Raw genomic sequence first — 16,598 nt, forward strand, 5'->3', positions numbered from 1 at the left:
CGCGCGGCGTTGCGGTGTGGCTCTCCGGCACGTTCGCGGCGACCTGCGCGGTACGGCCATGAGGGTGGTGTGCCACCGCGGACCGGACGCCTGTGCCATCTTCCCAGACTCGTGCCCGCGGGTCAGCAGGAGCCCGCCATGCGGAACGTCGCACGACACGGGCGCACGGCGGCCGCGGGCGGCTCCGGCGGGCGGCCGGGGGGCGTCCCCCGCCGGGCGCCGTCGGCACGGTGCGCCCGCGTCGTGGGCACGGTGCGCCCGCGTGGTCGGCACGGTGCGCCCGCTATCCTGCGCCCGTGGACTACAACCAGCTGGCCGTCAACCTGCTTGACGCCAAATCCCTGATCTCGTCCCTCGGCGCCATCGGGCTGATCGCGATCATCTTCGCGGAGACCGGCCTGCTGGTCGGCTTCTTCTTCCCGGGCGACTCGCTGCTGATCCTCGCGGGTGTCGCCGCCTCGAACGCGGCCTCCTCGGTGCTCGGCGACGGTGCCAAGCTGCCGATCGCCGTGCTGCTGATCGGCTGCCCGATCGCGGCGATCGCCGGCGCCCAGCTCGGGCACCTGATCGGCGCCAAGGTCGGGCCGAAGATGTTCGACAAGCCCGATTCGAAGATCTTCCGACGCGACTACGTGGTGAAGGCGGAGGAGTACTTCAACAAGTTCGGCTCCGGCAAGGCCGTGGTGCTGGCCCGCTTCATGCCGATCATCCGCACCTTCCTGAACCCGGTCGCCGGCACCCTGGAGATGCCCGCCCGGACCTTCTTCCTCTGGAACGTGATCGGCGGCGTGCTGTGGACCGAGTCCATGCTGCTGATCGGCTACTTCTTCGGCGACGCGCTCGCCCCGGTGATCGACAAGTACCTGATCCCGGCGGTGCTGCTGATCGTCCTGCTGTCGATCTCGCCGATCCTGGTCGAGATCATGCGCGAGCGGAAGAAGAAGCGGGCCGGCGTCGTGGCCGAGGTCGACGACGAGAGCCAGGTCCAGGCCGGCGGCGGTCGGCACCGGCGGGGCTGAGCGCCCGGAACCCCGGACACGGCGAGGGCCGGTGCTGTTTCACGTGAAACAGCACCGGCCCTCAGTCGTTCGTCGTACCGGACGGGATCAGAGACCCAGGTCGTCCAGGGTGTAGGCGGTCACGTACTCCAGGCCCTGGGCCTCCACGGCGGCCGCGCCGCCGCGCTCCACGATCACCGCGACGCCGACCACCTCGGCGCCCGCCTCGCGCAGCGCCTCCACGGCGGTCAGCACCGAGCCGCCGGTGGTGGAGGTGTCTTCGACGGCCAGCACCCGGCGGCCCTTGACCTCCGGGCCCTCGATCCGGCGCTGGAGGCCGTGCGCCTTGCCCGTCTTGCGGACCACGAAGGCGTCCAGCTGCTGCCCGCGCGCGGCGGCGGCGTGCAGCATCGAGGCGGCCACCGGGTCGGCACCCAGGGTCAGGCCGCCGACGGCGTCGTAGTCCAGGTGCGAGGTCGCGTCCAGCATCACCCGGCCGACCAGCGGGGCGGCCACGCCGTCCAGCGTGATCCGGCGCAGGTCGACGTAGTAGTCGGCCTCCTTGCCGGAGGAGAGGGTGACCTTGCCGTGCACGACGGCCTTGTCCTTGATCTGTGCCAGCAGGGCGTCGCGGTCGTTGCTCATGAGCGTTCAGTCTAGGCCCTGACGGTTCCCGCGGCGCTCCGGGCTCAGCGCCGGCGCAGCGCCCTGACCAGCACCACGGCGCCACCCAGCAGGGCCACCGAGCCGCCGATCACCCACGGCACCGCGCTGCGGCCGCCGGTGCCCGGCACCACGATCCCGCCGACCTCGCCGCCCCAGCGGGACGCCGCCCGGGCCCGCGCGCTGCGGGCGGGCAGCGCCGGGGCGTACGGGCCGCGCGGCGGGGCGTGGTCCACCTCCTCGGCGGACCGGCCGACGATGCTGCGGCGCACCGGGCCGCTGAGCACCGGCTCCTCCTCGTACGCGAAGAGCGGCTCGGCGGGGATCTCCTCGGCGACGCCGTCCTGCTCGGCGGAGCCGTCCGCGGCCCCGTCCTCGACGTCGTCCTCCTCGTCCTCGTCGTCGGCGGAGCCGGTGGGCAGGCCGAAGCGCTCGGCGTCGGCGTCGGAGAAGGCGATCAGGTCGGAGAGATCGTCGTCCAGGTCGTCGCCGGGCTGGTCCTGGCGGTCCTCGATGAAGACCACACCGGCGTCGGCCCCGGCGTTCCCGGACCCGTCCTGCTCGGCGTCCTCCTCCTGGTCCTGGTCCTGGTCCTGCGGCTGCTCGCCCTCCGGGGCGACCAGCGCGGCGGCGAACCGGTCCAGCAGGCGGCGGCCGGTGGCGTCGAGGGTCTCCTCGTCGAACTCGGTCAGCCGGCCGGTGGCGCTCAGGTCGCCGGTGAAGCGGATCACCGCGGTGCCGTCCTCGGCGCCGTCCGCGACGCTGACCCGGACGGTGGCGGTCACCTCACCGGTGCCCCGGGCCTCCTCGCCCTCGGCGAGCACGGTCAGCACGCCCTCCCGGCCCCCGATCAGCGACAGCACGCCCTTGTACGTGATCGTGGAGCCGCCGATCCGCAGCTTCAGCCGGCCGCCGATCTCCTCGGCCGCACCGGCGCCGACCGCGGCCGGCTCGGTGCTCAGCCCCGGCACACTCCGCGCCAGCAGCGCCGGATCCTGCAAGGCCTGCCGGACCGGCTCGGCGGACAACGGGACGAGAACCTCATGCTCCATGTCACGGAGCCTACCGACTGGGCCGCGCCCGGTCCCTACCCACCACCACCGGATTTTCCCCGCCCCACCTGTTCCCTTGGCCGTCGCACCATCGCCGCGGCCGCCCGCACGGCCGCCCGCACGGGCACCCGCCCCGGCCCGCCACGGGCGTGGGCCGGGGCTTCCGAGAAGAGGGTTCCCCGGGGCGGCCTCGGCGGGGGCCGGGCGGCCTCAGCGGGGACCGAGGAGGGTGAGGGCCGCCGGCGGGTGGGCCGGGCGGAGGGCGGTGAGGCGGGCGGTGGTGGCGTGGAGGACGTCGGGGGTGAGGGCGCGGGGCGACGGGGCGTCGGGGGCGAGGGTGAGCGGGGGCCGGGTGGCGGCGGCGAGGAGGAAGTTCTGGGGGTCGTCCGGCGGGCCGGGGCGGCAGGTGGCGGTGGCGCTGCCCGGGACGGCGTACGGGGCGGTCTGCAGGCCCGTCGTCCGCAGACCGGACTCGATCTGCCAGAGGCCGTCCAGGTCGTTCCCGGCGCGGACGGCGATCCGGCCGCCGGGGGAGAGCAGCCGTGCGGCGAGGCCGTAGAACTCCTGGGAGTGGAACTTGACCGGCCCGCCGTCGGCCGGTGCCGGGAGGTCGGCGAGCACCACGTCGTACGGTCCGTCCCCGCCGGGGGCGCCGGCGCCGCGCAGCCAGGCCAGCGGGTCGGCCGCGGTGGTGCGGACCCGGGGGTCGTCCAGCGAGCGGCCGCCGAGGGCGGCGAGCCCGGGGTCGGTGCGGGCGAGCCGGGGGAGGGCGGGGTCGGCGTCGACCAGCCGGACGGTGCGCACGCCCCGGTGCCGCAGCACCTCCCGCAGGGCGAGCCCGTCGCCGCCGCCGAGCAGCAGGACGCGGGCGTCCGGGCCGGCCGCCATGGCGGGGTGGACCAGGCCCTCGCTGCTCCGGTACTCGTCCGGTCCGCAGACCGCGAGCCGGCCGTCCAGGTAGAGCCGCAGGGGGCCCTCGGCGGGGCCGGTGAGCACGATCTCCTGGGACCGGCTGCGGGTGGCGTAGCGGACCTGGTCGCCGTACAGGGCGTGCCGGGCGGCGCGCTCGACGGCGTCGGAGCCGGCCGCGGCCGTCGCGAGCAGGGCGAGGACCAGCAGGCAGCCGCCCCAGAGCAGTCGTCGGATCCGGGGGGCGGGTTCCTCGCGGAACAGCCAGAGCACCACGGCCGCCCCGGCGACGGCGTTGACGGCGCCGGTGAGCAGGGCGCCGTCGCCCGGTCCGAGGGCGGGCAGGATCAGGAACGGGAAGGCGAGGCCGCCGATCAGCGCGCCCACGTAGTCGGCGGCGAACAGGTCGGCGACGGCGCGTCCGGCGTCCTCGCGCCGGATCCGTTGGATGAGGGTCATCAGCAGGGGGATCTCGGCGCCGATCAGGATGCCGATCAGGCAGGTGAGGCCGACCATGGCGGCCTGGTAGCGGCCGATCCAGGCCCAGCAGGAGTAGAGCGCGAGGACGGAGAGTCCGCCGGTGAGCGCGAGCGCGCACTCGACGAGGGCGAAGGCGGTGGCGGGCCGGCTGGTGAACCGTTTGGCGAGCAGTGAGCCGAGGCCCATCGCGAACACCATGACGGAGAGCACGACGGAGGTTTGGGTGACCGTGTCCCCGAGCAGGTAGTCGCCGAGCGCCACGAGTTCGAGCTCGTAGACGAGTCCGCAGGCCGCGCAGACGAACGCGGCCAGCAGGACGGTCAGGCGGGCGAGCCGGGGGCTGGAGCGCAGCCGGGACCGACGGCGGGCGGGCGGGAGTGGGGCGAGGCCTCGCCCGGGCCGGGGTGGGGCGCCGTCGTCGAGGTCCACTCGCGGGCGTGCGGGCGGACCGGTCGGATGGTTGATCACGAACAAACGCTAGGGGACGTGCGGGACGGATGGATGCGCCCATCCGACGGACAGTGGGCGACGTCGGATTGACGAACCGTTCCTGCGTACGATTCGTAGGCCTGGGTCGGGCGGCCTACGGCCGGATCGGTGTTCCGGTCCGGACTTCCGGCGGTCATGCCCCGGCCACCCCGGTCACCACCAGCGAGGAGCGGGTGCACACCAGTTGCCCCTCCTGCGGGTAGGCGTGCCAGGTGCGCCAGAGCAGCCGGTCCGCGCCGCCCTGGGTGACCAGCGCGGTGAAGGCGCTCGGGTCGCCCGGGAAGACCCCGGCGAGGCCCCGCGGGTGCCCCTCGACGAGGGCCAGCAGCTCCTGGGCGCGGGCCGCGAAGTCGTGCGGCGGCAGCGCCTCGATCCGGGCCGCGAACTCGTACTCCCAGCCGCCGACCTGCTTGGCCACCCGGGCCGGCAGCGGGGTGCGGCGGCCGGGCAGGCAGGCGACGGTCTCCAGGCACTGGCCGGGGCCCGCGTCGATCACCACCTGGTGGGAGGCGCCCAGCAGGCGCAGCTGGAGGGTGCCGGGCGTGCCCGGGTGGCCGCCCCCGTCGAGTCTCAGGTCGCGGACGGCGAGAGCGGGCAGCGGGTCGCCGCCGAGGCACCAGGCGAGGTCACCCGCCCGGGTGTCCGTGTAGGAGGTCTGCAGTGTGGTGAGCATGCTCGGCTCCGCGTTTCAGCTCCGTGCGCGCCCGCCGAGCAGCATCGAGTAGGCCTAGGCGATGGCGAGGCTGTTCGTGGCTGTGCGGCCCTGGGCGCGGCCGACCGTGGAAGGAAGGATTCCGGCTGGAGATTCAGCAGCAGAGAAGCACGAATACGCCGGGTCCGCCGGTGATTTACCCAACTTTGTCAAGCATTCACCGTTTCGAGCACACCTGCTTCCCGGCTCTGATCGAGCCCGTGTACGAGTCTGCACAGCGCGCGCCCCTATCACCGGATCGTGCGCCGTGCGCGCCGGGTGTGCGCTGTCCGGGTGCATCACACACCGCCGCCCTCCAGGCGCGGGGCGTGGAGGGCGGCGGGGAGTGCCCGGATGCTCGGAAGGATTGCCGCAATGGTGGCAAACAAGCAAGCCGATCAAGGAAGTTGATGATCCATCAGTACTGGTGTCGGATCACGGGCATCCCTGTTCGAAGGGCGCGAAAGGGGGCGTGCGGCCCCTCACAGGCGCCGCAGGCGGGTGACGGCCTCCTGGAGGACCTCGTCCTTTTTGCAGAAAGTGAAGCGGACCAGGCTACGGCCGGCCTCCACGTCGTCGTAGAACACCGCGTTCGGGATGGCGACGACACCGCAACGTCCGGGCAGCGCACGGCAGAAGTCGATGCCGTTCTTCTCGCCGAGCGGCGTGATGTCGGTGGTGACGAAGTACGTGCCCTCGGGGGTGAAGGCCCGGAAGCCGGCCGCGGTGAGACCGCCGAGCAGCAGGTCGCGCTTGCGCAGCAGATCGGCGCGGAGGGTGTCGAAGTACGTGTCGGGCAGCCGCAGGGCCTCGGCGACGGCGTACTGGAAGGGGCCGGCGCTGACGTAGGTGAGGTACTGCTTCGCGGTGCGCACGGCCGCGACCAGGTCCGGACTCGCGGTGACCCAGCCGACCTTCCAGCCGGTGAAGGAGAAGGTCTTGCCGGCGGAGGAGATGGTGACGGTGCGTTCGCGCATGCCGGGCAGGGCCGCGAGGGGGTGGTGGACGGCGCCGAAGACCAGGTGCTCGTAGACCTCGTCGGTGACGACCAGCAGGTCGTGCTCGACGGCGAGCGCGGCGACGGCGGCGAGCTCCTCGGCGGTGAGGACGGTGCCGGTGGGGTTGTGCGGGGTGTTGATCAGCAGCAGCCGGGTGCGCGGGGTGATCAGGGCGCGCAGCTCGTCCAGGTCGGGGCGGAAGGCCGGGGCCCGCAGGGTGAGCGGAACCCGGGTGGCGCCGGCCATCGCGATGCAGGCGGCGTAGGAGTCGTAGAAGGGTTCGAGGGCGATCACCTCGTCGCCGGGCTCCAGCAGGGCCAGCAGGGTGGCGGCGATGGCCTCGGTGGCGCCGGCGGTGACCAGCACCTCGGTGTCCGGGTCGTACGCGAGGCCGCGGAAGCGCTGCTGGTGCTCGGCGATCGCGGTACGCAGCTCGGGGATGCCGGGGCCGGGCGGGTACTGGTTGCCCCGGCCGTCGCGCAGGGCCCGTACGGCCGCCTCGCGGACCTCCTCGGGCCCGTCGGTGTCGGGGAATCCCTGGCCGAGGTTGATCGATCCGGTGGCCGTGGCCAGGGCCGACATCTCGGCGAAGATCGTCGTGCCCATCCCGGTCAGTCGGCGGTTCAGCAGCGGCCTGGTACCCATCGGTGGCTCCTCACGGCTCGTCGTCAGGGCCATCCTGGGTCAGCCGGGGGCCGGGGACAAGAACGGCCCACCACCGGCGCGGAGGGCGGTGGCGGGCCGGACCGGAGTACCGGGACGGGATTAGGGCGTGTCTGACAATTCCCGCCGGGTGCGCGACGCCGGGGCACGCACCTCGCCGCGTTGTCGTCGGTCGCCAATGCTCCGCAGTGGCTCCCTCCTCCGCCTTGCGATGCACGCACCCCAACGCCGCGCCCTGATCCGACTCGAATGGTCAGACACGTCCTAGGCCTCGTCGGTGCCCTCGGTGTCCTCGCCGTCCTCGCCCTCGATCTCGTTCTGGAGGCCGAGGCGCTCGACGATCCACTGCTCGAAGCCGACCGCGGCCTGGGTCCAGTTGGCGGTGGTGGTGACGAAGTAGTCCAGGTTGACGCCGGTGCCGACGATCATCTGGGCCTCGCCGATCAGGCGGACCACGCCGTCCTCGTGGGTGTGGGTGTAGACCTTGGGCCAGAGGGTCTCGCGGTTCCACTCGTCGATCAGGTCGAGGATCTCGCCCTTCTTCTCCAGCGGGTAGGCGCGGTCGTAGAAGGCGCGCACCGCGAAGAGCTCCTTCTGCTCGCCGCGGAACATGTAGTAGACGCGGAAGCCCTCCCAGGGGGCGGTGAGGTCGCCCTCCTCGTCCACGACGTGCTTGAGCTGCATCTGGTCCAGCAGCTGGGTGACCAGGGCCTGGTCCGGGACGACGATCGGCGGCGGGCCGGCCGGCCGCCCGCCCTGGCCGCCGGGCTGGCCGCCCTGGGGAACGCCGAAGGACGGGATGGACGACGGGTCGATGCTCATGGGGGTCCTCTTCCTCAGTGCACGTGGTGGCCGGCAATGAGAGGCCGCCCTTTCCACCTCCCATCCTGCCTCATCCGGGGCTCCGCTCACAGGGGCGGCCGAGGGGCGCGTCGATCTTCGTCGGGCGTTCTTCCCGCCGTCGTCCGGCGGCTCCGGCGGCGGTGGGAAGGGTGTCGGTCACCGAGGGTGTGCGGGGCTCGGGCCGGGGGTGGGAACCCCGGTGGGGTGTGGGCCCGCGGAGGGGCGCGCGTGAGCCACGTCACGCGCCCGGCGCGCTGGTTCGGCTGCCGTCCCGGCCGGTTGCGGTTAGCGTGCGACGGAACTTGCTTCGATCAAATCCCGGCCCGGCCGGGGGAGTTGAGCTGTCCTGAGGTGGGCTGTCCGGAATTGAGGGGGGAACAGGAGTGGGTGGAGCGGCGACGGGGGACGGCGCGACGCTCGGGGCGCTGCTGCGGAGCATCCGGCTGGACCGGGGCATGACGCAGGAGCAGCTGGGCGAGGCGACCGGGCTGAGCGTGCGGTCGATCCGGGACCTGGAGCGGGGGGTGTCCTGTCCGCGGGTGTCCACGCTCAGGCTGCTGACCCAGGCCTGGAGCCTGCCCGACGTCCAGGTGGCCGAGCTGCACCGGCTGGCGCGCAGCCGGCGGGACCGGACGCGGCGGCTGCTGCGACAGGCGGCGGCGGAGTGACGGCGGCGCGGTGACGGCGGCCGCCCCGGCGGCCGGGACGGCCCCGGTGCGGCCCGCGGGCGCGGAACGGGCCGCCCCCGCCGCCGGAGCGGAGGGGCGGCCCGGGTGCCGGACGCCGGCGGTGCTACTTCTCCAGCGGCCCCCGGCCGCGGACGGTCAGGCGGTCGCCCGCCTCGTCCTGCTCGACCAGGACGGTGTCCCCGTCGTGCACCGCGCCGGACAGGATCGCCCGGGCCAGCTGGTCGCCGATCGCGGACTGCACCAGCCGGCGCAGCGGGCGGGCGCCGTACGCCGGGTCGTAGCCGGTGAGCGCCAGCCAGTCGCGGGCGGCCGCGGAGACCTCCAGGGTGAGCCGCCGCTCCCGCAGCCGCTCGCCCAGGCGGGCCACCTGGAGGTCGACGATCCGGCTCAGCTCGCCGGTGCCCAGCGGCTCGAAGACCACGATGTCGTCCAGCCGGTTGAGGAACTCCGGCTTGAACGCGGACCGGACGGCGCCCAGCACCAGCTCCCGCTTGCGTTCCTCCGGGGTGGCCGGGTCCACCAGGTACTGGCTGCCCAGGTTGGAGGTGAGGATCAGGATGGCGTTGCGGAAGTCCACCGTGCGGCCCTGCCCGTCGGTGAGCCGCCCGTCGTCCAGCACCTGGAGCAGGACGTCGAAGACCTCCGGGTGTGCCTTCTCCACCTCGTCCAGCAGCACCACGCTGTACGGGCGGCGGCGGACGGCCTCGGTGAGCTGGCCGCCCTCCTCGTAGCCGACGTACCCGGGCGGGGCGCCGACCAGACGGGAGACCGAGTGCTTCTCGCCGTACTCGCTCATGTCGATCCGGACCATCGCCCGCTCGTCGTCGAACAGGAAGTCGGCCAGGGCCTTGGCGAGTTCGGTCTTGCCGACACCGGTCGGGCCGAGGAACAGGAAGGAGCCGGTCGGGCGGTCCGGGTCGGCGACGCCGGAGCGGGTGCGCCGCACCGCGTCCGAGACGGCCTGCACCGCCTCCTGCTGGCCGATCAGGCGCCGGCCCAACTCCTCCTCCATACGCAGGAGTTTGGCGCTCTCGCCCTCCAGCAGCCGGCCGGCCGGGATGCCCGTCCAGGAGGCGACCACGTCGGCCACGTCGTCCGGGCCGACCTCCTCCTTGACCATCGAGGTCGAGGTGTCCTGGTCCGCGGCGCGCTCCTGGGCCTCGGTGAGCTCCGCCTCGGCGGCCGGGATCCCGGCGTACATCAGCTTGGACGCGCGCTCGAAGTCCCCGTCGCGCTGGGCGCGTTCGAGCGCGCCGTGCAGGTCGTCCAGCCGCTCCTTGAGCTCGCCGACCCGGTTGAGGCTCTTCTTCTCCTGCTCCCAGCGCGCCGTCAGCACGCTCAACTGCTCGTTCCGGTCGGCGAGGTCGCGCCGCAGCCGGGCCAGCCGGTCCACCGAGGCCGGGTCGGACTCCTTCTCGAGGGCCAGTTCCTCCATCCGCAACCGGTCCACGGAGCGCTGGAGTTCGTCGATCTCGACCGGGGAGGAGTCGATCTCCATCCGCAGCCGGGAGGCCGCCTCGTCGACCAGGTCGATCGCCTTGTCGGGCAGGAAGCGGGAGGTGATGTAGCGGTTGGACAGGGTGGCCGCGGCGACCAGGGCGGCGTCCGAGATCTGCACCTTGTGGTGCGCCTCGTACCGGCCCTTGAGGCCGCGCAGGATGGCGATCGAGTCCTCCACGCTGGGCTCGCCGACCAGCACCTGCTGGAAGCGGCGCTCCAGGGCCGGGTCCTTCTCGATCCGCTCGCGGTACTCGTCCAGCGTGGTGGCGCCGACCATCCGCAGCTCGCCGCGGGCCAGCATCGGCTTGAGCATGTTGCCCGCGTCCATCGCGGAGTCGCCGCCGGCGCCCGCGCCGACCATGGTGTGGAGCTCGTCGATGAAGGTGACGACCTGGCCGTCGGAGGCCTTGATGTCGTTCAGGACGGCCTTCAGCCGCTCCTCGAACTCGCCGCGGAACTTGGCGCCCGCGACCATCGCGCTGAGGTCCAGTGCGACCAGCCGCTTGCCGCGCAGCGACTCCGGCACGTCGCCGGCCACGATGCGCTGGGCCAGGCCCTCGACCACGGCGGTCTTGCCGACGCCCGGCTCGCCGATCAGCACCGGGTTGTTCTTCGTCCGGCGGGAGAGCACCTGGACCACCCGGCGGATCTCGTGGTCGCGGCCGATCACCGGGTCGAGCTTGCCGTCCCGAGCGGCCTGGGTGAGGTCGGTGCCGTACTTCTCCAGCGCCTTGTAGGTGCCCTCCGGGTCCGGTGAGGTGACCCGGCCGCTGCCCCGGACCTCCTTGAACGCGGCGAGCAGCGCCTTCGGCGCGGCGCCCTGGTGCGCCAGCAGATCGGCCACCTGGCCGCCCTCGGCGGCCAGGCCGACCATCAGGTGCTCGGTGGAGACGTACTGGTCGTCCAGGTCGTTCGCGCGCCTGCCGGCCTCGGTGAGCACCGCGACGGTGTCCCGGGCGAGCTGGGGCGCGGCGACCGTCGAGCCCATCGCGCTGGGCAGCGCGGCCGCCTGGCGGCGGGCCTCGGCGTCGACCCGGGCGACGTCGGCCCCGACCGCCTCCAGCAGGGGCCGGGCGATGCCCTCGGGCTGCTCCAGCAGGGCGATCAGGATGTGCACCGGCCTGACGTCCGGGTTGCCGGCCGTGCCCGCCTGCCGGATGGCGGCGGACAGGGCGTCCTGGGTCTTGGTGGTGAACTTGCTGGCGTCCACTGCTGGGGGGTCCTCCCTCGTCGTCCTTCACTACTGCTGCGTACAGCATGCACTAAGTTGAGTCTATTCCGCTCAACTTTCTCCTCTTCGGTCCTCGTCCCAACTTCTCGGTGAACGTTTGACCGACCGCCGGGTCAGCCCCAGCAGCTCCCGGGCCGGACCGCCCGGCCGCTGCCCGGCCGGCCAGACCGCGCGCAGCGGCCGCCGCAGGTCCAGCTCCGCCACCAGCGGCACCTCGACCAGCCGCCGGGTGGCCAGCTCCTCCGTCACCGCCAGCTCACTCAGGCAGACCGGCCCCGCCCCGGTCATCGCCGCCGCCTTCAGCGCGGTGGACGAGGCCAGCTCCATCCGGGGCCGCGCCACGCCCCCGTACGGCCGCAAGGCCATCTCCAGCACCTCCCGGGTGCCCGAGCCGGGCTCGCGCAGCGCCAGCGGGGTGGCCGCCAGCTCGGCCCCGGTCAGCGGGGCGCGGCGGCGCGCCCACGGGTGCCCGGGCGCCACCACGACCACCAGCCGGTCGGCGGCCACCACCACGCCGGCCAGCCCGGGCGGGGTGGTGGGGCCCTCGACGAAGCCGAGGTCGGCGTCCCCGTCCAGGACGTGCCCGGCGACCTCCGCCGAGTTCGCCGTCCGCAGCGTCACCGCCGTCCCCGGGCTGGCCTCGGCCAGGCCCAGCAGCCAGCCGGGCATCAGGTACTCGGCGACCGTCAGACTGGCCACCACCCGCAGCTTGGCGTCCCGCCGCTCGCGCAGCGCGTCGATCCCGGCGTCCAGCGCCTGCGCCGCCTCCACCACCTGCCGGGCCCACTCGACCACCAGCCGGCCCGCCTCGGTCGGCCGGCTGCCCCGGGGCGAGCGGTCCAGCAGCGGGACGCCGACCTGCCGCTCCATGCCCTTGATCCGGGCACTGGCGGTGGGCTGGGTGACACCCAGCTCTGCCGCCGCCCGTCCGACACTGCCCAGCCGGGCCACCGCGAGCAGCAGTTCCAGGGCGCCGAGTTCGGGGACGTGCGGGGAGAGGGCCATAGGTTCAGGCTATGCCCCCATAGAAGCCCCGGCGCTACCGGCCGCCCGGCCTTCGGGCGACGGTGGGGACATGTCCACTTTGGCCGGTATCCGCCCCCTCGCCCACCCCGCCGTCCGCCGCCGGCCCGACCTCGCCCAACTCGGCCCCAACTGGTACGCCGCCGTGATGGGCACCGCGATCCTGGCGAACGGCGCCGCCGTGCTGCCGGTGCGGCCGCCCGGGCTGACCGCCTTCGGCGAGGTGATGTGGGCGCTCGCGCTGGCCGCCCTGCTGGTGCTGGCCGGGGCCCGGCTGGTCCACCTGACCCGGCACCGCGAGGCGGCCCGCGCCCAGCTGCTGGACAACCCGGCCACCGCGGTCTTCTACGGCTGCCCGCCGATGGCGCTGCTGGCGGTCGGGCTGGGCACCCTGCTGCTCGGCTCCCGGGTCATCGGCACCGGCCCGGCGGTCGCCCTGGACGCGGTGCTGTGGACCCTCGGAACCCTGTACGCGCTGGCCGTGGCCGGCGGCATCCCGTACCTGATGATCACCCGGCACCGGCTCTCCGCCCTGGAGGCCAACCCGACCTGGCTGCTGCCCGTGGTCGCCCCGCTGGTCGCCTCCGCCTGCGGCCCCGCGCTCGTCCCCCACCTGCCGGCCGGGACGGCCCAGCAGGCCATGCTGTACGGCTGCTGGGCGCTGTTCGGGATCGGCCTGCTGGCCACCCTGGTGCTGCTGCCGGTGGTGTTCACCGGGCTGCTCCACAGCAAACTGCCCGCCCTGGCGCTCACCCCCTCGCTGTTCCTGGTGCTCGGCCCGCTCGGCCAGTCCGTCACCGCGGTCCACCAGCTCGCCGACGCCGCCCGCCCGGTGCTGCCCGCGCTGGCGCCCGCCATGGTCGACCTCGCCGAGCTGTACGGCGTGGCGGTGATCGGCGTCGCCATGCTCTGGCTGGCCGTCGCGCTCACCGCCAACCTGCGGGCCCGGCGGGCCGGGATGCCGTTCGCGATGACCTGGTGGGCGTACACCTTCCCGGTCGGCACCTGCGTCACCGGAGCCTCCGCGCTCGCCCGGCACACCGGCTTCGGGGGCTTCAGCGGCCTGGCCGTCGGCCTGTACCTGCTGCTGGCGCTCGCCTGGGTGCTCGCCGCGGGCGGCACCGCCGCCGGGCTGGCACGGGGCCGGCTGCTGGCCCGCTGAGGCGGCGCCGGACCCCCGGGCCTGCGTGAACACGCAGCTCAGGAGCGCGCGGCCGGTGCAGGAACGCGCACGGCCGGGCAACGGCGCTGCCGGGTGGTGCCGACGCCCCGGCCCGCCCCGGTTCCACCGGAATCCACCCGGCCGTCCGGACCGTCGCGCCCGCGGCCGGATGCAGGTAGCTGCAATTGCGCGAACATGCACTCGGGCGGCACTTGTTCACCGGCCGTCACGCTGTGAGGGTGGAGACGCGCCAAGTCGTCCGGGCAACCGCAGCCCGATGGTGGCGACACGCTCTTCGATGCTGACCGCAGGTGCGACATCCCGCGCCGGTGGAACGGGGGGGAAGAGCGCCGGGCCGGGGTCCATGTGTGGTGATGGCCCCCGGACCGGATCCCGTCGAGGCGTTGCTGCTCCGCCTCGACGGGAGCGCCTTGACTGGCGTACCGATGGCGGCCCCCGGACGACCCGGCGTGCGACGGCACCCGGACCCGGGGTCCGCCGTCCCACCCGGTACCGTGACCGCCTGATCCATGATCACGCCGTACCGGCCCACCGGTACCGTGAGCCCGCCGGGCCCACCGGTGCCACGGCTCGTGCGGCGGGGAGCACGGGCAGACCAGGGGAGAGGCGTTCGGCAGGGAGAGTGCGACGTGACGGCGGAACCGGCGGTCACACCGCACCACGGGCCCGTGGGCGAGGAGCCCGACGAGGCCGCCCGGCAGCTCTACCTGGCCATCATCGCCGAGGGCGGCCGCGTCCCCACCGGCGAGGTCGCCGACGTCGACCGGGGAGCGCTCCAACAACTCATCGACATCGGCCTGTTGATGGTCAACCGGATGGACCGCTGCTACACCGCGGTCAGCCCGCGCTCGGTCAGCGACCGCCTCGGCGCCGAACTGCGCAGCGAGGCCACCCGGCTGCTGGTCCGCGCGGAGAACCTCCCGGGCGCCCTGGACGGCCTCACCCGGGCCTACGACGCGATGCCCCGCCCGACCGACCGGGCCGGCGGCGCCGTCCACGTCGAGGGGCACGTCCACATCCGCCAGCGGATCTCCCAGCTGGTCTCCGACTGCCGCTCCGAGGTCCTCACCGCCCAGCCCGGCCACCGGCCCGCCGACACCCTCCAGGTCGCCCTCCTCCAGGACGTCCAACTGCTCCAGCGCGGCTGCTCGCTGCGCACCATCTACCAGCCGGTCGCGCTCGCCGACCCGCCCGCCCTCGCCTACGCCGAGGAGGTCATCCGGCACGGCTCGCTCATCCGGGTGCTCGACGAGCCCTTCCAGCGGCTGATCGTCTTCGACCGCTCCGTCGCCGTGATCTCCGCCAACGACGACAACAGCACCGCCGCCTTCATCACCGACCCGGCCACCATCACCTACCTGGTCGGCACCTTCGAACGCGACTGGGCGCGCGCCGACACCGCCGAGGCCGCCGCCCTCGGCCAGGCACCCGCCCGCACCGTCCCCGACCGGGTCGGAAGGCTGCTCGCCCGCGGCCTCACCCAGCGCGCCGTCGCCACCCGGCTGGGCCTGAGCGAACGCACCGTCGCCGCCCACATCTCCCGGCTGCGCGACCGCTACGGCGCGCAGACCCTCTTCCAGCTCGGCTGGCTGATGCGGGGCGCCCGCGATGACCGATGAGCCGGGCCCGGCCGAGCGGGCCCTCTACCTCGCCGCCGTCCGGGCCGGCGGCCGGCTGCGCCCAGAGGACCTCGCCCCCGCCGACCGGCCCACCCTGGCCGCCCTCGTCGCCCGCGGCCTGCTCACCCCCACCGCCACCGGCTGGACCGCCGCCAGCCCGCGCGCCCTCGGCGACCGGATCGGCCTGGAACTGCGCACCCGCGCCGTCCGCCTGCTGCGGCACGCCGAGCGGCTCCCGGGCACCCTCGGGCCGCTGTCCCGCGCCTACGACGAGGCGCGCGGCCCGGTCGGGGGGCCGCCGGCGGCCGGGTCCCCTGCTGTCGGTTCCCCTGCTGTCGGTTCCGTCGGCTCCCCGGCCGTCGCCCTCGGCGGCACCGTCGTCGGCGCCGCCGAGGTCCGCGGGCGGGTCAGCGAGCTCGTCTCGGAATGCCGGGAGGAGGTCCTGGCCGCCCAGCCCGGACCGCGGCCGCTCGAAGGCCTCCGGATGGCCCTCGCCCAGGACCTCTCGCTGCTCCGCCGCGGCTGCTCGCTGCGCACCCTCTACCAGCCGGTCACCCTCGCCGACACCGCCGTGCGGAGCCAGGTCGTCCTGCGCACCGGGCAGGGCGCCCAGGTGAGGGTCCTCGCCGAGCCCTACGAGCGGGTGCTGGTCTTCGACCGCGCGGTGGCCGTCATCCCCGCCGCCGAGGACCTCAGCCGGGCCGCCTTCCTCACCGACCCCACCACGGTCGCCTACCTCGCCGCCCAGTTCGAACGCGACTGGGCCCGCGCCACCCCCGCCGGCCGCCACCTCGACCCGCCGTCCGTCACCACCGTGCGGATCGGCCGGCTGCTCGCCCGCGGCCTCACCCAACGGGCCGTCGCCACCCGGCTGGGCGTGAGCGAACGCACCGTCGCCGCCCACATCTCCCGGCTGCGCGACCGTTACGGCGCCCACACCCTCTTCCACCTCGGCTGGCGGCTGCGGGGCGAGCACCATGACTGACACGCCCGCCACCCCGCTCGCCGCCGCTCGCGCTCTCCACCTCGCCGTCCTGCACGAGGGCGGCCGGGTGCGGGCGGCCGAAGTCGGCGCAGAGGACGGGCCGGCGCTCCGACGGCTGGTGGAACTCGGGCTGCCGGTACCGCAGTTGGTGGACGGTTCGGACAGCGCGATGGATCCCCGGGCGGTCGGCGAGCGGATCGGAGGCGACCTCCGGAGGACCGGTACCCGCCTGTTGGCCGAGGCCGACCGGATCCCCGAGCAGCTGCGCGAACCCACCCGGGCCCATGACGCGGTGCCGCGGCGGAGCGAGCCGGGTGGAGGCGTCCGCCGGCCGAGGGGCATGGCCGGGATCCGGTACCCGGTCTCGCAGTTGGTCAAGGACCACCCGCACGAGGCGCTCGGTGCCCAACCCGTCGCCCGCGGCCTCACGCAGCGGGCGATCGCCGGCCGGATGGGGCTGGGCGAGCGCACGGTGGCCGGTCACATCGCCCGGCTGCGTGAGCTGTTCGACGCGGAGACGCTGTTCCAGTGGGGCCGGCGGAGGCGGGGATCCCGGACGGGGGAGTCCGGTGGGTAGCCGCC

At 74.3% G+C, this 16,598-nt stretch carries 14 protein-coding genes; 6 read left to right on the forward strand and 8 right to left on the reverse strand.

What is annotated here, in order from left to right; translation table 11 throughout:
* The first annotated feature begins 296 nt into the window (after window positions 1-296).
* Window positions 297-1,019 (forward strand): DedA family protein, encoded by a 723-nt coding sequence (locus tag ACFVVA_RS20605; RefSeq protein WP_387691378.1) that lies wholly within the window; start codon window positions 297-299, stop codon window positions 1,017-1,019.
* Between the two features lie 87 nt (window positions 1,020-1,106).
* On the opposite strand, the gene pyrE is transcribed toward ACFVVA_RS20605, so the two are convergent.
* The 6 genes from pyrE to ACFVVA_RS20635 form a co-directional block, all read right to left on the reverse strand.
* The gene (gene pyrE, locus ACFVVA_RS20610) at window positions 1,107-1,643 is read right to left on the reverse strand and encodes an orotate phosphoribosyltransferase (RefSeq protein ID WP_359897723.1); all 537 of its coding nucleotides are present in this window, start codon (window positions 1,641-1,643) and stop codon (window positions 1,107-1,109) included.
* A 44-nt stretch (window positions 1,644-1,687) separates the two neighbouring features.
* Window positions 1,688-2,713, reverse strand: a complete 1,026-nt coding sequence (locus ACFVVA_RS20615) for a hypothetical protein (protein ID WP_387691380.1) — start codon at window positions 2,711-2,713, stop codon at window positions 1,688-1,690.
* 210 nt (window positions 2,714-2,923) lie between these two features.
* Window positions 2,924-4,570 carry a polyamine aminopropyltransferase gene (locus ACFVVA_RS20620; RefSeq protein ID WP_387691381.1) on the reverse strand — a complete coding sequence of 549 codons (1,647 nt, stop codon included), beginning with the start codon at window positions 4,568-4,570 and terminating at the stop codon, window positions 2,924-2,926.
* Window positions 4,571-4,724: 154 nt separating this feature from the next.
* Window positions 4,725-5,264, reverse strand: coding sequence for a DUF2617 family protein (locus ACFVVA_RS20625; RefSeq protein ID WP_380541384.1), 540 nt, complete (start codon window positions 5,262-5,264; stop codon window positions 4,725-4,727).
* A 500-nt stretch (window positions 5,265-5,764) separates the two neighbouring features.
* A complete protein-coding gene (locus tag ACFVVA_RS20630) occupies window positions 5,765-6,925 on the reverse strand; it encodes a pyridoxal phosphate-dependent aminotransferase (RefSeq protein WP_387691383.1) in 1,161 nt (386 codons plus the stop codon).
* Window positions 6,926-7,207: 282 nt separating this feature from the next.
* Window positions 7,208-7,765: a YbjN domain-containing protein gene (locus ACFVVA_RS20635; protein ID WP_380630603.1), complete on the reverse strand. Its 558-nt coding sequence runs from the start codon at window positions 7,763-7,765 to the stop codon at window positions 7,208-7,210.
* Window positions 7,766-8,169: 404 nt separating this feature from the next.
* Between ACFVVA_RS20635 and ACFVVA_RS20640 the strand changes: the two genes are divergently transcribed.
* Entirely contained in the window at window positions 8,170-8,454 is a 285-nt protein-coding gene (locus ACFVVA_RS20640) for a helix-turn-helix domain-containing protein (RefSeq protein ID WP_387691387.1), read from the forward strand.
* Window positions 8,455-8,578: 124 nt separating this feature from the next.
* Here ACFVVA_RS20640 and clpB read toward each other — a convergent pair whose 3' ends face one another.
* Both clpB and ACFVVA_RS20650 read right to left on the reverse strand, forming a co-directional pair.
* On the reverse strand, window positions 8,579-11,185 hold the full coding sequence (gene clpB / locus ACFVVA_RS20645; RefSeq protein ID WP_387691389.1) for an ATP-dependent chaperone ClpB: 2,607 nt from the start codon (window positions 11,183-11,185) through the stop codon (window positions 8,579-8,581).
* A gap of 72 nt (window positions 11,186-11,257) precedes the next feature.
* Complete coding sequence (locus ACFVVA_RS20650) at window positions 11,258-12,211, reverse strand: LysR family transcriptional regulator (RefSeq protein ID WP_387691390.1); 954 nt, start codon at window positions 12,209-12,211, stop codon at window positions 11,258-11,260.
* Window positions 12,212-12,281: 70 nt separating this feature from the next.
* Between ACFVVA_RS20650 and ACFVVA_RS20655 the strand changes: the two genes are divergently transcribed.
* From ACFVVA_RS20655 to ACFVVA_RS20670, 4 genes are all read left to right on the forward strand, one after another.
* On the forward strand, window positions 12,282-13,391 hold the full coding sequence (locus ACFVVA_RS20655; RefSeq protein ID WP_387691392.1) for a TDT family transporter: 1,110 nt from the start codon (window positions 12,282-12,284) through the stop codon (window positions 13,389-13,391).
* 650 nt (window positions 13,392-14,041) lie between these two features.
* Complete coding sequence (locus ACFVVA_RS20660; protein WP_387691394.1) at window positions 14,042-15,031, forward strand: LuxR C-terminal-related transcriptional regulator; 990 nt, start codon at window positions 14,042-14,044, stop codon at window positions 15,029-15,031.
* On the forward strand, window positions 15,021-16,016 hold the full coding sequence (locus tag ACFVVA_RS20665; protein ID WP_387691396.1) for a LuxR C-terminal-related transcriptional regulator: 996 nt from the start codon (window positions 15,021-15,023) through the stop codon (window positions 16,014-16,016). Before ACFVVA_RS20660 ends, ACFVVA_RS20665 begins: the two co-directional genes overlap by 11 nt.
* Complete coding sequence (locus tag ACFVVA_RS20670) at window positions 16,009-16,593, forward strand: hypothetical protein (protein ID WP_387691398.1); 585 nt, start codon at window positions 16,009-16,011, stop codon at window positions 16,591-16,593. The genes ACFVVA_RS20665 and ACFVVA_RS20670 overlap by 8 nt, the downstream gene beginning before the upstream one ends.
* Window positions 16,594-16,598 lie beyond the last annotated feature (5 nt).

The sequence above is a fragment of the Kitasatospora sp. NPDC058048 genome (genome assembly GCF_042885555.1).
Classification (GTDB): domain Bacteria; phylum Actinomycetota; class Actinomycetes; order Streptomycetales; family Streptomycetaceae; genus Kitasatospora; species Kitasatospora lactacystinica.

Bases quoted from the DNA above. Each gene is read 5' to 3' on its own strand.
- pyrE (WP_359897723.1), bottom strand. From the start codon at position 1,643: ATGAGCAACGACCGCGACGCCCTGCTGGCACAGATCAAGGACAAGGCC.
- ACFVVA_RS20650 (WP_387691390.1), bottom strand. From the start codon at position 12,211: ATGGCCCTCTCCCCGCACGTCCCCGAACTCGGCGCCCTGGAACTGCTG.
- ACFVVA_RS20625 (WP_380541384.1), bottom strand. From the start codon at position 5,264: ATGCTCACCACACTGCAGACCTCCTACACGGACACCCGGGCGGGTGAC.
- ACFVVA_RS20630 (WP_387691383.1), bottom strand. From the start codon at position 6,925: ATGGGTACCAGGCCGCTGCTGAACCGCCGACTGACCGGGATGGGCACG.
- ACFVVA_RS20665 (WP_387691396.1), top strand. From the start codon at position 15,021: ATGACCGATGAGCCGGGCCCGGCCGAGCGGGCCCTCTACCTCGCCGCC.
- ACFVVA_RS20615 (WP_387691380.1), bottom strand. From the start codon at position 2,713: ATGGAGCATGAGGTTCTCGTCCCGTTGTCCGCCGAGCCGGTCCGGCAG.
- ACFVVA_RS20635 (WP_380630603.1), bottom strand. From the start codon at position 7,765: ATGAGCATCGACCCGTCGTCCATCCCGTCCTTCGGCGTTCCCCAGGGC.
- ACFVVA_RS20655 (WP_387691392.1), top strand. From the start codon at position 12,282: ATGTCCACTTTGGCCGGTATCCGCCCCCTCGCCCACCCCGCCGTCCGC.
- ACFVVA_RS20670 (WP_387691398.1), top strand. From the start codon at position 16,009: ATGACTGACACGCCCGCCACCCCGCTCGCCGCCGCTCGCGCTCTCCAC.